The organism is Blautia sp. BCRC 81119, from assembly GCF_003184505.1.
GTDB lineage: Bacteria > Bacillota > Clostridia > Lachnospirales > Lachnospiraceae > Blautia_A > Blautia_A fusiformis.
This window is the reverse complement of the sequence record NZ_QJHD01000012.1, coordinates 1-14,988: the sequence shown is the minus strand read 5'-3', so window position 1 is coordinate 14,988 and position 14,988 is coordinate 1. Positions and strand designations below refer to the sequence as shown.

The 14,988-nt window shown below is 37.8% G+C and carries 23 protein-coding genes and 1 pseudogene; 1 reads left to right on the top strand and 23 read right to left on the bottom strand.

Annotated features, from left to right (window positions below):
• Window positions 1-20 precede the first annotated feature (20 nt).
• From DMI82_RS08830 to DMI82_RS08810, 5 genes are all read right to left on the bottom strand, one after another.
• On the bottom strand, window positions 21-674 hold the full coding sequence (locus tag DMI82_RS08830) for a hypothetical protein (protein WP_110103102.1): 654 nt from the start codon (window positions 672-674) through the stop codon (window positions 21-23).
• An 18-nt stretch (window positions 675-692) separates the two neighbouring features.
• Window positions 693-1,145: a zinc-finger-containing protein gene (locus DMI82_RS08825; RefSeq protein ID WP_110103101.1), complete on the bottom strand. Its 453-nt coding sequence runs from the start codon at window positions 1,143-1,145 to the stop codon at window positions 693-695.
• A gap of 91 nt (window positions 1,146-1,236) precedes the next feature.
• Complete coding sequence (locus DMI82_RS08820) at window positions 1,237-2,199, bottom strand: S1 RNA-binding domain-containing protein (RefSeq protein ID WP_110925766.1); 963 nt, start codon at window positions 2,197-2,199, stop codon at window positions 1,237-1,239.
• 558 nt (window positions 2,200-2,757) lie between these two features.
• The gene (trxB, locus tag DMI82_RS08815; protein ID WP_059085771.1) at window positions 2,758-3,681 is read right to left on the bottom strand and encodes a thioredoxin-disulfide reductase; all 924 of its coding nucleotides are present in this window, start codon (window positions 3,679-3,681) and stop codon (window positions 2,758-2,760) included.
• Window positions 3,682-3,696: 15 nt separating this feature from the next.
• On the bottom strand, window positions 3,697-4,020 hold the full coding sequence (locus DMI82_RS08810; RefSeq protein WP_005330449.1) for a thioredoxin family protein: 324 nt from the start codon (window positions 4,018-4,020) through the stop codon (window positions 3,697-3,699).
• Between the two features lie 166 nt (window positions 4,021-4,186).
• Here DMI82_RS08810 and DMI82_RS08805 point away from each other — a divergent pair, with 166 nt between their 5' ends.
• Window positions 4,187-4,870 (top strand): Crp/Fnr family transcriptional regulator, encoded by a 684-nt coding sequence (locus DMI82_RS08805; protein WP_059085770.1) that lies wholly within the window; start codon window positions 4,187-4,189, stop codon window positions 4,868-4,870.
• Window positions 4,871-4,990: 120 nt separating this feature from the next.
• On the opposite strand, the gene DMI82_RS08800 is transcribed toward DMI82_RS08805, so the two are convergent.
• The 18 genes and pseudogenes from DMI82_RS08800 to DMI82_RS08720 all read right to left on the bottom strand — a co-directional run.
• A complete protein-coding gene (locus DMI82_RS08800) occupies window positions 4,991-6,682 on the bottom strand; it encodes an FAD-dependent oxidoreductase (RefSeq protein WP_110103100.1) in 1,692 nt (563 codons plus the stop codon).
• Window position 6,683: 1 nt separating this feature from the next.
• Complete coding sequence (locus tag DMI82_RS08795) at window positions 6,684-7,004, bottom strand: rhodanese-like domain-containing protein (protein ID WP_015524982.1); 321 nt, start codon at window positions 7,002-7,004, stop codon at window positions 6,684-6,686.
• A gap of 13 nt (window positions 7,005-7,017) precedes the next feature.
• Window positions 7,018-7,323, bottom strand: a complete 306-nt coding sequence (trxA, locus tag DMI82_RS08790) for a thioredoxin (RefSeq protein WP_005421612.1) — start codon at window positions 7,321-7,323, stop codon at window positions 7,018-7,020.
• 92 nt (window positions 7,324-7,415) lie between these two features.
• Window positions 7,416-8,162 carry an SDR family NAD(P)-dependent oxidoreductase gene (locus tag DMI82_RS08785; protein ID WP_005421611.1) on the bottom strand — a complete coding sequence of 249 codons (747 nt, stop codon included), beginning with the start codon at window positions 8,160-8,162 and terminating at the stop codon, window positions 7,416-7,418.
• Between the two features lie 154 nt (window positions 8,163-8,316).
• Window positions 8,317-8,475 carry a rubredoxin gene (locus DMI82_RS08780; protein WP_005339874.1) on the bottom strand — a complete coding sequence of 53 codons (159 nt, stop codon included), beginning with the start codon at window positions 8,473-8,475 and terminating at the stop codon, window positions 8,317-8,319.
• Window positions 8,476-8,569: 94 nt separating this feature from the next.
• Window positions 8,570-8,944, bottom strand: coding sequence for a desulfoferrodoxin family protein (locus DMI82_RS08775; RefSeq protein WP_015524981.1), 375 nt, complete (start codon window positions 8,942-8,944; stop codon window positions 8,570-8,572).
• 183 nt (window positions 8,945-9,127) lie between these two features.
• Window positions 9,128-9,328: pseudogene (locus DMI82_RS08770) on the bottom strand (rubrerythrin family protein); the annotation flags it as partial.
• Between the two features lie 89 nt (window positions 9,329-9,417).
• Window positions 9,418-10,164 (bottom strand): peroxide stress protein YaaA, encoded by a 747-nt coding sequence (gene yaaA, locus DMI82_RS08765; protein ID WP_005421606.1) that lies wholly within the window; start codon window positions 10,162-10,164, stop codon window positions 9,418-9,420.
• The gene (gene bcp / locus DMI82_RS08760) at window positions 10,164-10,619 is read right to left on the bottom strand and encodes a thioredoxin-dependent thiol peroxidase (RefSeq protein ID WP_005421605.1); all 456 of its coding nucleotides are present in this window, start codon (window positions 10,617-10,619) and stop codon (window positions 10,164-10,166) included. The genes yaaA and bcp overlap by 1 nt, the downstream gene beginning before the upstream one ends.
• A gap of 3 nt (window positions 10,620-10,622) precedes the next feature.
• Window positions 10,623-10,835 carry a DUF6219 family protein gene (locus DMI82_RS08755; RefSeq protein WP_005421604.1) on the bottom strand — a complete coding sequence of 71 codons (213 nt, stop codon included), beginning with the start codon at window positions 10,833-10,835 and terminating at the stop codon, window positions 10,623-10,625.
• A gap of 179 nt (window positions 10,836-11,014) precedes the next feature.
• A complete protein-coding gene (locus tag DMI82_RS20070; RefSeq protein ID WP_015524977.1) occupies window positions 11,015-11,164 on the bottom strand; it encodes a hypothetical protein in 150 nt (49 codons plus the stop codon).
• Window positions 11,165-11,426: 262 nt separating this feature from the next.
• Window positions 11,427-11,861 carry a bacteriohemerythrin gene (locus tag DMI82_RS08750; RefSeq protein WP_015524976.1) on the bottom strand — a complete coding sequence of 145 codons (435 nt, stop codon included), beginning with the start codon at window positions 11,859-11,861 and terminating at the stop codon, window positions 11,427-11,429.
• Window positions 11,862-11,937: 76 nt separating this feature from the next.
• Window positions 11,938-12,102 (bottom strand): rubredoxin, encoded by a 165-nt coding sequence (gene rd, locus DMI82_RS08745; protein WP_015524975.1) that lies wholly within the window; start codon window positions 12,100-12,102, stop codon window positions 11,938-11,940.
• A 276-nt stretch (window positions 12,103-12,378) separates the two neighbouring features.
• Window positions 12,379-12,750 (bottom strand): hypothetical protein, encoded by a 372-nt coding sequence (locus tag DMI82_RS08740; protein ID WP_059086885.1) that lies wholly within the window; start codon window positions 12,748-12,750, stop codon window positions 12,379-12,381.
• A 9-nt stretch (window positions 12,751-12,759) separates the two neighbouring features.
• Window positions 12,760-13,155 carry a hypothetical protein gene (locus tag DMI82_RS08735; RefSeq protein WP_015524973.1) on the bottom strand — a complete coding sequence of 132 codons (396 nt, stop codon included), beginning with the start codon at window positions 13,153-13,155 and terminating at the stop codon, window positions 12,760-12,762.
• A gap of 391 nt (window positions 13,156-13,546) precedes the next feature.
• On the bottom strand, window positions 13,547-13,810 hold the full coding sequence (locus DMI82_RS08730; protein WP_015524971.1) for a hypothetical protein: 264 nt from the start codon (window positions 13,808-13,810) through the stop codon (window positions 13,547-13,549).
• Window positions 13,811-13,835: 25 nt separating this feature from the next.
• The gene (locus tag DMI82_RS08725; RefSeq protein ID WP_015524970.1) at window positions 13,836-14,306 is read right to left on the bottom strand and encodes a hypothetical protein; all 471 of its coding nucleotides are present in this window, start codon (window positions 14,304-14,306) and stop codon (window positions 13,836-13,838) included.
• Window positions 14,307-14,650: 344 nt separating this feature from the next.
• Window positions 14,651-14,988: RNA-guided endonuclease InsQ/TnpB family protein (locus tag DMI82_RS08720; RefSeq protein WP_110103099.1), on the bottom strand; the 338-nt coding region annotated here is incomplete at its 5' end.

The following is a 14,988-nucleotide window of genomic DNA, read 5'->3' as shown; positions in this document are numbered from 1 at the left end:
GTTTTCTTTCATATAACTTGTTACCCATACATCATTTCCAGGAGTTTTGGAAGTACATACCCCAAAAGCATGCCTGCTGCCGTACAGATTCCGATATTCGGCCGCCGCAGTTTCCATACTTCCTGTGTTTTGGTCCCGATAATCCTTGTTCTTCCCGGTACGATCCACCTGAGTTTCCGATAAAACTCCATGAATCCCTGATTGTCAAAGCCAAAGGATCGTACACAGAAAACATCCCGTTCCTGTTCTTCTTCATCCAAAAGGAAAAAGCTTTTCTGTTCTTTCCCTTCTTTTCGGATCACGATATAAAATTCCGGAACTCCCCGCCTGGTTCCTTCTACGATCTTGTCCATCTCATCGTAAAAGATCCTGCAGGACTCATATTTTCCGTTCTTTTCCGGCTGGCAGACTGCCAGGCTGTCCTCTTCAAGTGCCATATAACAGTTTTCTGCCTCCATGATCCTCCGGCTGATTTTTATGGCCTGACGAAGAAGCAGGATTATCGCAAGCGCCAGTGCAGTACACAAATATACAAGATCCCAGCATCTTTTCTGGTATATGAAAAAGTATGCGCTGATTCCCTCTGCCACACTGCATATTGCTGTCATAATAAAATACTGTTCTTTAAGGTCCATCAGATGATATACATCATCTTCTGTCGCCTGTAGTCTCAAGGGCATCCATCCTTTCCGTCATGCCACGCTTATTTTATCCGGGGATTTCTTTTTCTCCTCTCGGCTTTTTATATAGTCTGTACATTCCCGGATGGTCTGTTCACACAGGTAATAAGAAAATTTCCCGATATGTGTGTCCTTTTCCCGGAGATTCAAACGGTTCTGAAGCCAGATATACGTGCTATGTTTGGTCATATAACCATTTTTCCAGATTGCATCCAAAGCTCTGTGTGCTTCGATCCGCTTATTACGCAGATTGCTGTCAGCCATGGTTCCCATGGGACGCATACTTTTTTTGTGTGCCCCAATGTATGAATCACAGGAAGGATAGCCGCTGCATACATACAGGTATTTCTCCGGATCCAGGTTGTTATCTCCATAGACATAAGCTGCAGGCCTAAGTACCCCGGGTCTTTTGCAATATGGGCAGTACAAGGTTTCCCGTATCTGTTTTTTCTTCTTTTTTGCCATCTGACGTCACTCCTTTCCATCTTTATCTCCGATGTTAAAGAAATCCCTTTTTCTGTGTCAACAGAATTCTTTGAAAATCATAAAAACATTTTCAGGAAGCTCTTTTGATAAGCCTTGTGATAATGCCTTCTGCCACTTCATAGTTGTCGTTGATGCGGGTCACCACAAATCCAATCTTATCTTTCTTTCCCGGAAGTGCGGACATATTGCAGGAATGTGCCACGGCATTGACTCCGATATCAAGGCGGATAAAATAGGTTCCCTTATAGACTTCCGTAATGATCCCTGTATATTTTCCCTGTTTATGGCATTTCCGGAGGTTATCTTTATTGATATTGGCTGTCGGACTCTTTGCATCCACTTCTATAATGATCTGGTCAACAGAGCTTGCTTCCACCTTATTGACCATGACCAGCACCAGATCACCTACCTGGAATTTTTCTCCGGCATCTACCATCCACTCCCAGGCCATGTCCCTGGCCCGGACAGATACTTCTACACCAAAGACTTCCAGGCGGACTGCTTTGGGAGCTACCGCGATCACCCTTGCTTCTACGATCCTGCCTTCATAGAGCATTGGTTTTTCTGTATCTTCCCCAAGGTAAAAAGTCTGTCTCTTTTTAAGCATTGCATCTTTTCTGGATGCTACAACGCTCCGGCTCTTGTTATCCAGATCTTTGATGATGAAATCAATATCACAGCCGAGCATGTTGTTAGCAATACGGACCTGACGGTTTAAGGTATCCGCGTTTTCACGCCCGTCTCCCTGAAGGTTGATCATCATTTCATTCATTGGGATAATGATCCGGAAACCATTAAAGTATGTAACAGCAACCATCCATCCACTCTCCAGTTTTTCAATGCCCCCGAGCTGGCCCGTCAGGATCTTTCTGGTACGATGTGCATTCAAAAGCTGATGCCATCTGGCTTCTTCCTGTTCCTCCATGCTTTCAACCTGCGCGTCTACATCGATTGTCAAAACACCATCGTAGACCGCACGCGGAACATCTTTTTCCCCGTTTCCCGCCAAAACTGTTTTTTTGGTATCCTCCATATACTTCCTCCTGTTCTTATTTATTTTTGTCTTCTCTGCTCCATCCAGAAAACTCCTTTTCCTCCGGTACTCAGGAAAGACAAAAGAAGACACAAAAAAAGCAGCCCGTTTAAAGCTGCTTTCTTCATGCCTTCTTTTTACAGATACCATTCTATAATACATGGAATTCTATGTCAATATTACCTCGATTGCAATAGTGTCGCATATTAGTTCCTTTTATGAAGCCTGTACGACAGAAGGATTTGGTAACACTAAGAACTGCCAGATTCCTGTGTCCTTATAGAAAATTCCATCTCATATGTAATTGTTTCATTATATAGTGTTTATTTCTTCCTCTTAATCGTCCCCAATAAGACAACCGAGCTTCTTGTACATTTTTAAACTATAGATATTACGGAACAGTTGCAGTAGATATATATTTTTTCAAATAGCTGAAGGATAATACCTGATTATCTGTTATTTATATACATAATACATATTGAATTTTAGTAAAACTAGAGGATACATAAAAATGCCATTAACCAAAGAACAATTTCTTAAACAATTAAATTCTGATTGTTATTTCTCCACATACTCTTCTGCCATATGTACTGCCATAGCACCATCTGCCACTGCTGTTACTATCTGACGAAGTAACTTTGTTCTGACATCTCCTACAGCATAAACACCCGGAATACTCGTTTCAGTGTTTTCACCTGCCACAATATATCCTTTATTATCCAGTTCTATCTGATTATCTAAAAAATCTGTTGTCGGTTTTCTTCCTATACTCACAAACAGGCCGTCACATTCTATAATGTTTTCTTCTCCTGTAACTGTATCTTTCAACCGCACACCAGTCAATCGTTCTCCATAAATCAGTTCATTTACTGTATTGTTCCATCGAAACTCTATATTTTCAGTTTTCATCAGCTGGTCATGGTAGATTTTCGTTGCACGTAATGTATCTCTTCGATGAACAATGATGACTTTCTTAGCAATTCGACTTAAAAGAACAGCATCTGATACAGCAGAATTTCCACCACCAACAACCACCACGATCTTATCTTTATAAAACATACCATCACAGGAGGCACAATAAGCAACCCCATGACCTATCAATTCTTTTTCTTTAGCAAGACCAAGTTCTCTTGGATTTGCTCCAGTAGCAATCACTACTGTTTTCCCAATATAAATTCCCGAACTAGTTTCTACTCTCTTAAGCTTTCCTGTTAAATCCATATTATAAACTTCAGCATATTCACTTTTAGCGCCAAATTTTTCCGCCTGTTTTTGCATTTTCTCTGCCAATGAAAATCCGTCAATTCCATTTTCAAAACCAGGATAGTTATCAATCTGCCAGGTCAATGACATCTGACCACCTGCAGATAATTTTTCTATAACAATTGTATCAAGTCCTGCTCTGGCTGCGTATAATGCTGAAGTATACCCTCCAGGTCCTCCACCCACGATAATCATATCGTAAACATGATTTTCATTCATACAGCAGTCCTCCTTTTATTTTTCCAATGCTTCATTAATAAAATTCTCTATCATTATTTTTGATTCAGGTGCAACAATAGAATCTATTGCCTTTCCATCCCGATATAAAACCAGCGTAGGAATTATCTCAATCTTTTCAGCTTCTGCAATCTGTGGTTCTTCATCAATATTTACTTTTCCAGCAATAAGAATATCGCTGTATTCTTCACTTATTTTTTCATAAGCCGCTCCAATTCTACGGCAATAACCACACCACGGTGCCCAGAAATCAACCAAAACCGGTTTTTCCTTATGAATTAATTGTCCAAACTTTTCTTTATTTATATTTATAGATGTCATATTTTTCAACTCCTTCTCCTATTTGAACTTAATATATCGCATAAAAGATCTTGCTTCTGTGATGATATCACAGAAAAGATAATTTACTTTATTACACTTCTTTTTATTTCTATTTATGGCATATGCCAGTTACATAATTGACGCATCTAAAAAAAGCAAGTATACTATGTTCGTAAAGGAGATAACGGTTATGAACTTCGAAAATTGTTTTCCACTATGGAATGACTTAAATACAACACAGAAAAAAATAATTTCAGACAATTTAATCACACAGTATGTAAAAAAAGGGACAATCATTCACAATGGAAACCTGGACTGTACTGGATTATTACTGGTTAAATCCGGGCAGCTTCGAACTTACATACTTTCAGATGAAGGACGGGAGATTACACTTTACCGTCTGTTCGATATGGATATGTGTCTTTTATCCGCCTCATGTATCATACGCTCCATTCAATTTGAAGTAACCATTGAAGCAGAAAAAGATACTGATCTTTGGATCATCCCTGCTGAAATCTATAAGGACATTATGAAGGAATCTGCTCCCGTCGCAAACTATACCAATGAGTTAATGGCCACCCGTTTTTCTGATGTCATGTGGCTGATTGAACAAATCATGTGGAAGAGTTTGGATAAGCGTGTTGCTTCATTTCTTTTAGAAGAGACCTCTATCGAAGGAACAAACGAGCTGAAAATCACTCATGAGACGATTGCTAATCATCTTGGTTCCCACAGGGAAGTTATCACTCGAATGCTTCGATACTTTCAAGGCGAGGGTCTCGTCAAACTCTCCCGCGGCAAAATCACAATCCTTGATCCAAAAAGACTGGAAACACTCCAAAGGTCATAAAATTGTTTTTCTGTAACATATAAAGAAGAATCCTCCATTTATCAGAATTATGGAAGTCATTCTAATAAATGGGGGATCTTTTTATATTACAATCAAACTATAAAAATATTTTATTTATTTCTAATAATCCATACCACATGCATATGATCTTTCAATCAGTGCATGGTCATTAGCCACTGCATCATAAAAGCGGAATCCACCTGAAAAGTTGTATGTTTCATATCCATTTCCTTCCAAAATACGGCTTGCAATATAACTGCGTAGCCCACTCTGGCATATCAGGTAAACAGGCTTTCCCTTCTCAACTTCATTGATACGTTCCCTCAGTTCATCTACAGGAATGTTTTTGAATCCATCCATATGCCCCCTGTTAAATTCACCTACAGTTCTCACATCCAGCAACACAACACTTTTATCTCTAGAAATCTTATCCATATCTTCCAGATGCCATTGTTTTAAGGTACCTTTTGCTATATTGTCTATCATGAATCCTGCCATATTTACAGGATCCTTGGCAGAGGAATAAGGCGGTGCATATGCGAGATCCAAATCCTTCAGCTGGGTTGCCTTCAGCCCTGCATGAATTGCTGTTGCCAGCACATCAATACGTTTATCAACTCCTTCATATCCAATAATCTGAGCACCAAGCAAACGATAGGTCTCTTTTTCAAAAACCACCTTCATGGTCATCACTTTTCCACCAGGATAGTAACCGGCATGACTCATAGGAGAAAGAATTACTGTATCTACCTCTAATCCTGACTTTTTGGCATTGGTTTCATTGATACCTGTAGTGGCTGCTGTCATATCAAACACTTTTATAACGGAGCTTCCCTGACTGCCCAGGTAACGACTATCACCGCCACAAATATTATCAGCGATGATTCTGCCCTGTTTATTGGCTGGTCCTGCCAAAGAAATCAGCGCATCATTACCCGTAACATAATGTTTTACCTGAACTGCATCACCTGCAGCATAAATATCCGGTACAGAGGTTTCCATTCTGTCATTCACTACAATACTTTCCTTGATGCCAAGTTCCAGACCGGCTTCTTTTGCTAATACTGTGTCTGGTGTGACTCCGATTGCCAGAACTACCATATCAGCCTGAAGGGATGGATTATCTTTCAACAGGACCTCCACTCCGGTGTCTTTTTCTTTAAATCCTTCTACTGTATAGCCCAGTACCAGTTTTATCCCATGTTTTCTCATTTCATTATGGATCATGGATGCCATATCCGGGTCAAAAGGGTTCATCAGCTGCTTAGGCCGCTGGACAATCGTAACATCCATGCCAAGCTCCCTCAAATTTTCTGCCAGTTCCAGACCAATAAAACCACCACCTGCCAATACAGCCGATTTTGGATGATTCTTATTTATATATTCCTTTATCCGAAAAGTGTCTTCTACAGTACGAAGTGTAAAAAGTTTATCAATACCTACTCCGGGAAGTCTCGGCTGTGTTGGCTTTGCACCTGGAGAGAGGATCAGCTTATCATATTTTTCTTCAAATATCTCACCATTCTCTAAATTTTTCACTGAAACCGTTTTACGTTCCGGATGTATGGAGATAACTTCATGATGAATTTTCATGTTAATACGGAAGCGTTTAAAAAAACTCTCTGGTGTCTGTAGTGTAAGTTCTTCCGGGTCTGTGATCACGTCTCCAATATAATATGGAAGTCCACAATTTGCATAGGATATGTATCCGAATCTTTCAAACACAGTAATTTCAGCATGTTCATTCAGTCTGCGTATTCTTGCTGCGGCTGTAGCTCCTCCGGCTACACCTCCTACAATTATTACCTTCATCTTATTTTTCCACCTTTCCTGAGTAAGCTACAATGCCACCGATATTATTTACTTTAGAATATCCCATTCGTTGCAGTATCCCAGTTGCCTGGCGGCTTCGTGAACCGGAATAACAGTATACAAACAGTGGGATATCCTTATTCTTCGCTACAGAAGCAATATTGTCAAGTTGCTGCAACGGCACATTTTTACTTTCTGGTATATGTCCTTCCTGATATTCCTGCGGTGTACGTACATCCAGCAGAACTGCATCATCAGTCCTTTTATATTCTTCTATGCCTTGATTAATATTCGACTGTTTAAAGAGATCAAAAAATCCCATTAGCACACCCCCCCTAAAGCATTTCTAAAATCGCATTCTTAGGTCTCGCCCCTGAAACCTGCTGTACAATCTTCCCATTCTTCATAACCACTAAAGTTGGAATGCTCATAATACTGAACTTATTTGCCAGTTCAGGCTCTTCATCTACATTAATCTTTCCAACTTTAATATCTCTACGCTCACTTGCAATCTCCTCTACAATAGGTACTACCATACGGCAAGGCGCACACCAAGATGCCCAAAAATCTAAAAGAACGGGTTTATCGGAATTCAGTACTTCGTTCTGAAAATTATTTTTATTGATATTAATAGCAGACATTTTACAGTCCTCCTTATCTTTCTCTTTTTGTAGATTTATTATAGTCTTAATTTCATTTATTTTCCGTGATTACATCACCATACCTCATTAACTTAACTTCTTGCCATACCATCTACACTTAATATAACACCTGTAATGTAACTCGCCTCATCTGAAGCAAGAAACACAAACGCGTTGGCAATATCTTCTGGCTGTCCAAGACGACGCAATGGAATTCTTTCAATCATAGGTTCGATAACTTCCTTTGGCACGGCCTTCATCATATCAGTTTCTGTAATTCCAGGTGCAACAGCATTAACACGAATACCTTTAGGTCCTAGTTCTCTTGCTAATGATACAGTCAATCCGTTTACTGCAAACTTCGATGCCGGATAAGCAAACCCACTTGGCTGTCCCGAAATACTCACCATGGAAGAAGTTGAGAGAATGACCCCCTTGCCTCTTGCCACCATACATTCTGCTGCTACACGAGTAGTATTAAATACTCCTTTTACATTTAGATCCATGACTTTATCAAAAGTCTCCTCTGTATAATCCATAAATGAGGTGTTTTCTGAAATCCCTGCATTATTTACCAGTATGTCGACACATCCATATTTTTCAGTTGCCTCTTTAAAAGCCTTTCTGACAGACTCCATGCTTGCCAGATTTGGACTAATTCCAGCAACTATTGCATTGGGATATTTTTCTTTTAATTTATCTACAGCAACATCTGCCGATTCCTGTGAACTTGCTGCCAACACAACTGAAGCACCTTCCTTCAAGAATTTATCAGCTGTAGCAAATCCTATACCACGGCTTCCACCCGTAATGATTGCAACTTTATCTTTTAATCTCATTTAGACTACCTCCTTACTTAGTTTCTAACTACATTATAAGCAAAAGGTAGATTATTTTCTGTGATATCATCACAAAATATCGCAATAAAAAACCCTGTTGCTCACGCACCAGGGTTTTGGTTTATCCATCTGTATTTAACACAAGATTAGGCTTCTATTCAACTTCTGAAAACTGATCTTTTCCAACATTACATAATGGGCATTCAAAATCTTCTGGAACATCCTCCCACTTTGTTCCTGGTGCAATACCACCTTCAGGATAACCTTCCTCTTCATCATATTCCCATCCGCAAACGTCACATACATATTTCATTAGTTTATTCCTCCTTATAAATATATTAATACACAGCATATATTACTGTTGTATCTGAATTATTTTGTAATCTTAGCACGAAAGTCAAGTGTTTTTAGCATTTCCAGAGTCCATGAAGATTGCAGTATGCGTATACTTCTTCTACATATTCTCCATCACAGAGGCAGAAATCCGCAATAGGTTCCTGTCCTGGAATTAGCTGTTTTCTATAAATACCCTGATTTGTATTTAGTGTAATCCATTCAATGAAATGATTATCAAGCATTGGATGTTTTATTTCACCGACCACAACATGTACATGCTGTTTGTCCACTGTATATACAGGTACATGCTTCTCAACAGCAGCATCTGTCACTCCAGCTTTTAACTCATGCATAGCCTCTCCGCAACACATTACTGGTACGCCTTGATCCTTTAACATTTCAATAATGTTTCCACAATGATTGCATACATAATATTTTACTTCCATCTTTTTTATCTTCCTATGTTTAAAATTTAAAATCCAATTGTTTCTATAACTTTCTTCAAAGCATCCGTCGATTCTTAAACTTTAATGCTTCTTTACCAACCGATGCAGAACCAACAAAGCCACAGCCTATCATTACTGCTTTTTTTAATAATCACTTTCTTCTTTGTAATAATCTCCTTCTCTTTAATAGTTCTCTTCACGTATTTCGAAATAACTCTGTGGATGGTTACATACTGGACATATCTCAGGTGCCTTTGTTCCTACCACAACATGTCCACAGTTACGGCATTCCCATACCTTAACTTCACTCTTTTCAAACACCTGTGCAGTTTCAATATTCTTAAGAAGTGCACGATATCTCTCTTCGTGGTGCATCTCAATCTGTTTATTGTCAATAGATAATAGTAATAATTACTATTATTATAATAATCAATATTACTGATTACCTTTTATTTAAAATAATCATTCAATCATCATTTTTTCCGTTCAAAAACATATTCTGCATCTGATGATAAATCAGAGCGGAATGAATAGCCTAGTCTATCAAATTTCTTAATATCCTCAGGATTTTCAATTCTGTTTTCAGCCATGAACCTAACCATTTCACCACGGGCCATCTTAGCATATGTACCTTTTGTCACCAGTTTATCTCCTGATAACTCACAAAATGTAATCGTAATGTATCTATCCTGTCGTGTCAGATATTTTTCTATGCACTTAGAGTATTCTTTCGATGCCAGATTGATTATAATCCTGCTGTTATCAATCACTGAGCGGTATAATAAATCTCCCCAGTACTCATACAGATTTTTTGTTTCTCCTATTCCAACCTTCGCCTGCATTTCCAAACGATAAGGTGTCACACCATCCCTTGGTTTTAGCACACCATAAAATGCAGATATTATTCTCAAATGATTTTGTACATACTCGAATTGACTGTCCTCAAACACGGATGGAGCCATATATTGAAAAGCAATTCCTTCATATGATAAGACAGCTGGGGTAAGTAAATGATAAAGATCCATGTTTTCCAATCTATTGAAGTTCTGTTCTGTAATTTTGTCATTACATTTCCAGATAGTCTTCAGTTCTTCTTTTGACTTACTTTTCAACCAACTTTGTATCTCTGTCGTCTTTTCAATAAATTCAGGCAATCCATCCGGCGCTATGCTGTCAGTATCTGTAATCATCTTTTTAGCAGGGGATAATATTATCTTCATTAATCTAATTCCTTGAGCATATTTTCAGGATCATCTGCAGCCTTGACTTTATCATTTGCCTTTATAATAATCCCCTGTTCATCAATAAGATATGTGGTTCTTACTACTCCCATAGAGACTTTGCCATAATTTTTCTTTTCTTTCCATACATCATATGCTTCAATAACTTTCCGCTCTGGATCTGCTAAAAGTGTAAATGTCAATCCATATTTTTCCTCAAATCTCTTATGAGAGGATACAGAATCCTTACTGACTCCAAGAATAACTGCTCCTTTTTCGGTAAACTGAGGGTATCGCTCAGAAAACCCACATGCCTGTTTCGTGCATCCCGCTGTATTATCCTTGGGATAGAAATATAAAATCACTTTTTTTCCTGTATAATCCGATAATCTATGTATTTTCCCATTTTGATCTGGCAACTCAAAATCCGGTGCCTTAACCCCTACTTCCAACATTATTTATCCCTCCCTTTCTGTATCTTTCTCTTTATTCGCCTTTTTCTTCCTATTCCCGGTAATCATTTTATGACCTGTATATATCGCCATTACCATACATAACATAGAACTTAAAGCAAAGTATTTGTGACTTGATTTTTGCTTTTTATATCCAGTGTAAAAAGTCCCAAGCATTGTGATCAATGCTCCTACTGACCAATATTTATGTGCTTTCATGTAATTCCTCCATTTTTTCAGTGTATTCAATTCTAATTATACGCTACCATATTCCTATGTCAATTTGATAATAGAGCATTCCTATAAATTTTTTCAAAATATCATTGTCAAAACTATGTATTGTTATCCTTTAATTTTTCTTTGAAATAATTGACAAAAAGCTTGCTTTCAGGAGATTACTATTTAATCTCTTTTCCATCTATATATAGTTGAAATTTATCAGGATTATTGACAACATCATAGTCCTTTCCGTATTCTACAGGTCTATATTCGGCTGTCATTACCGATTCCCCGTCTTCAATATCCTCTTTCCATAAATAGATGTTCATATCAATGCTCGTCGCATATCCTCTGTCTGTGGAGAATTTTGTCGAATGAAAAGAGACTTTACAACTTAAAATTGGATAAAAAGGACAAAAAAAAGAAGAGCTGCTTGCTCTTCCCATATAGTAGTAGTAAAATAATATGTCATGCCAGCGCAATATATTACCTAGAATATCGCTATAACAGGAAAGGGGCTGCATTGTGACAGCCCCTAATTTACTTCATCACGTTGTCTACATTCTGAGTGAACTCGTTCCCTGGTTTATTTTAGCATCGGTCTGGATTTTGTTTCATAAAGATAAATTTTGCCACAGAGCGGTCGTATGTTTTAATGTGTCCAAACAGCCAGTCGATTACATTTTTCTGTACAAGTTCACTGAACCGATCTGTTGGTCCTTCATACTCCTGAAGGTATTCATACAGTTCTTGAATTGTCTTTTTAAACTCTTCATGTTTTTCATAATGTTTTTCACGCTCTGGATAACCGGATTTTTCCTGAAGCTTTTCCTCTTCTTTGAAATGAAAGTCAGTATATTCATCCAGATAATCCAGCATTTTGATTGCTTTTACTTTGCTGTCGCCATTTTGACAGGCAGTTACAAAGTTCTGGATACGGTCAATCAATTCTTTGTGCTGTGTATCGATTGTTTTATTTCCTGTTACTAAATTGTCATCAAAGGTAATGTTTAAATCGTAAGTCATAATTTGACCTCCATTTCTTTTATATGTTCTCTTAGGCTCTTTTAATGTCTGGCAGTTTCGTACCTGCATTTTCTGCTTAGTCTTCTACAGGAACGAAAACATCTTTTCCTAATCCGCAGATTGGGCATGTCCAGTCATCTGGAATATCCTCAAATGCAGTTTCTGGAGCGATACCGGCGTCTGGATCTCCTACTGCCGGATCATAAATATATCCACATGGTTCACATTCATATTTTTTCATAGTCATTTTCCATTTTCAATGTCGATTTATTTTTGTTACCAAGTTCCTAGCAATTTTTCTAACACTTTGTTTCTTGTATATCTGTATTATACATGATAATTATTCTTTTGTCAATAATAGTAATTATTATTATTTTTGCACTTAGCATAAACTGATATTTGAATTGCACATTTACATATTGTATATATCATGGGAATAGTTGAATAAAAAAATGAACTCTATTCATTAAAGACAGAGTTGCTGGAAATTATTTCTCTCCAACAACTTTCTTCGTCTTTAAGTCCTTGAAACACAATACTGTCCCATCAGATTCATCCAACTGTTATATTTATTCTTTTCACACACCTTTCGACAAATTTCATTTTCCATCAATACACAGAACATCTTATCATAATCAAATGCCCAAACAGCACCATTCACATGGTTTTCCACTGCTTTCTGATCTATGTACTTTAAACGTGTGACCATTTTTTCAATTTCTCCATTTCTCAAGTTACCGATATTTTTGCAGATAAACCGAAAGAAATTCAACGTTGCATATTCGTCATGCCAATGGAACTCTTCTGGATTGTTTTTAATTTTACTGGCTCGCTGCTGTTCTTTGATTATTTGATCAGCTACACCTTTCATCGAATCTTCGTATCTCATATTACTCACCTACTCTTCCTCAACGCCCAGTGACGGTTTAAATCTTTTATCCTTTGCCTGCGGTACCACGATCTCGTAAAAATAAAATCCTAAATATCCAAGTGCCTGCTTCTTCATTTTATAAAAAGAAGTCCTGCCTATTCCTAGCTCCTGCTGTACTTCCACATCTGTCTTATTATAATGACTGCAAAAACAGGAATGAAGGATTTCACTGAGCATCACACCATTCGGTGCATAGAACTTCACCAGTGTCATTCCACGATAGATCATATCAGACAAGCCATAAATGATCATCAGGTTATTCATTTCCCGGTGCATCTTTGGCACATTCAGCTGATTGTTATAAATGCTCAGATAACTCAATGCATATGCCATATCTTCATTGATTTTCTCCTGGCACTCCATATCCAGTTCTTCCAATACAACTGGTTTTCTAAAATCAGTTTCTGGTAGCTTGTCATCAGTTCTTTAATATCAGTATAATGTCTTAATCCTGTGCATGACTTGCCATATGGAAGGTAATTTCTTTCACTGATTTAATTGCATAATCTCTGTCTGTCATCAGTTTCAAAATCTCCTTATCATCATCACACTAACTGGCGGTCTTTCAGACCAGTTCGCTTTCCCCATGATTTTGATGGGAAGCAATTACTTACTACAACTTGCAGAAGCGGATATCCAAAAGGCATTGTGGGAGCTGCCTTTGCTGACCGAAATCCATCTTCTTATGTAAAACCTGCAGGAATATAAAGGGAAAGTGACTATCCCTGCCGATTAATAATCCAAATAATATCGTCTATACCAATCTCTCCTTATTTTTCAAAGCATCTGTAAAATCGTTTTCTATCATTTGGTTATAAAGTCTCTTCTGCGCCAGTTCATCTGTATAATACGCATAGTCATGATTATAATCTTCCATAACTGTTTCTGCCGCCATAGATGCATAATCATATATGGTAGCTATTGAAAGATTCTTATCTATATTTTTGTAAATACCATATTTAATCTTTATTCCTTTAATCGGAGCATTCTCTACAAACTCATTAATAACATTGTCCATTCTCCGATGATCCAGCTCACAATCATCACTTAATAAGCAGAGAAAAGATGCTTTTTCTTTTCTCACCGGTGCTGCTCAAGTTCATAATGCCTAACTCATCTAATCTTATATCTGAATCCTCACTTGCAAACGCAAACACTATTTTTTCGAATGTATCTGCATTTCCAATTCTTGCACATTTCATACGATAACGCAAAATATCATTACCATTTTTTATCCTGTAATGTATTGTGAACTGTGAGACCAGTTGCAGTTGTTTGCATATATTATTAAAATCCGTAGCAACCAGCATTTTATTTCTGTCTTCTTCAAATACATTGGTCTCTATATACTTTTGTATTACGGTTTCATATGTTTTCTTCTCGTTCATTAATTCATCTAACTCTGTGTTTTCATTTAGATGTCTATAAATCTGAATGTACTGATCTTGACGATTTACGCAATATATACTACTAAACTCATTCCCCAAAATGTTAATAATATCCGTAATCAGCATTTTTCCCCTTACTCTTCATTTACATATCATTTTATTGTAATCCCTTGATCTTTTTCAAAGATACTTTCGCTGTTGTTCCAAAGTTTCCATGTCTCTCTTTCTTTAAAATACAACGAAAAGTGAACTCTTATGTACTTGAAGAATCTGAAATACGATTCCTCCCTGTAAATATCAATCTGTTCCACAAAGCAAGTGACATGCTCCCACCACTTAAATCTTACGATTTTGAAGTGGGGGCTTCCTGCTCGATTACCCTTTAGGGCAAAGCTAAAACAGGCTATCCCCGCGTGTCCCGCGGTTTTGTTTTTTATGTTTATCCGGTTACGGATTTTTTTCTTGTGCCGTCAGGCACATTCTTTATAGATTCTTTTTCCTTCTTCACGGATGTTGACTGCTGCATTCACATCCCGGTCTATCCTATTTCCACATTCACAAACATACATTCTGTCCGACAATGCCAGTTCCTTTTTCTTATGTCCGCATACACTGCAGATCTTACTGGATGCAAAATAACGGTCTACTTTTATAAGATGTTTTCCATATTCTTCCAGCTTGTATCCCAACATGAACAGAAACTGCCCGTACCCGTTATCCTGCACACCTTTCCCAAGGTGCAGCCCTCCGGACATTCCCTTCAGATTCAGATCTTCCACACATACTGCATCATATCTTTCCGCAAGCT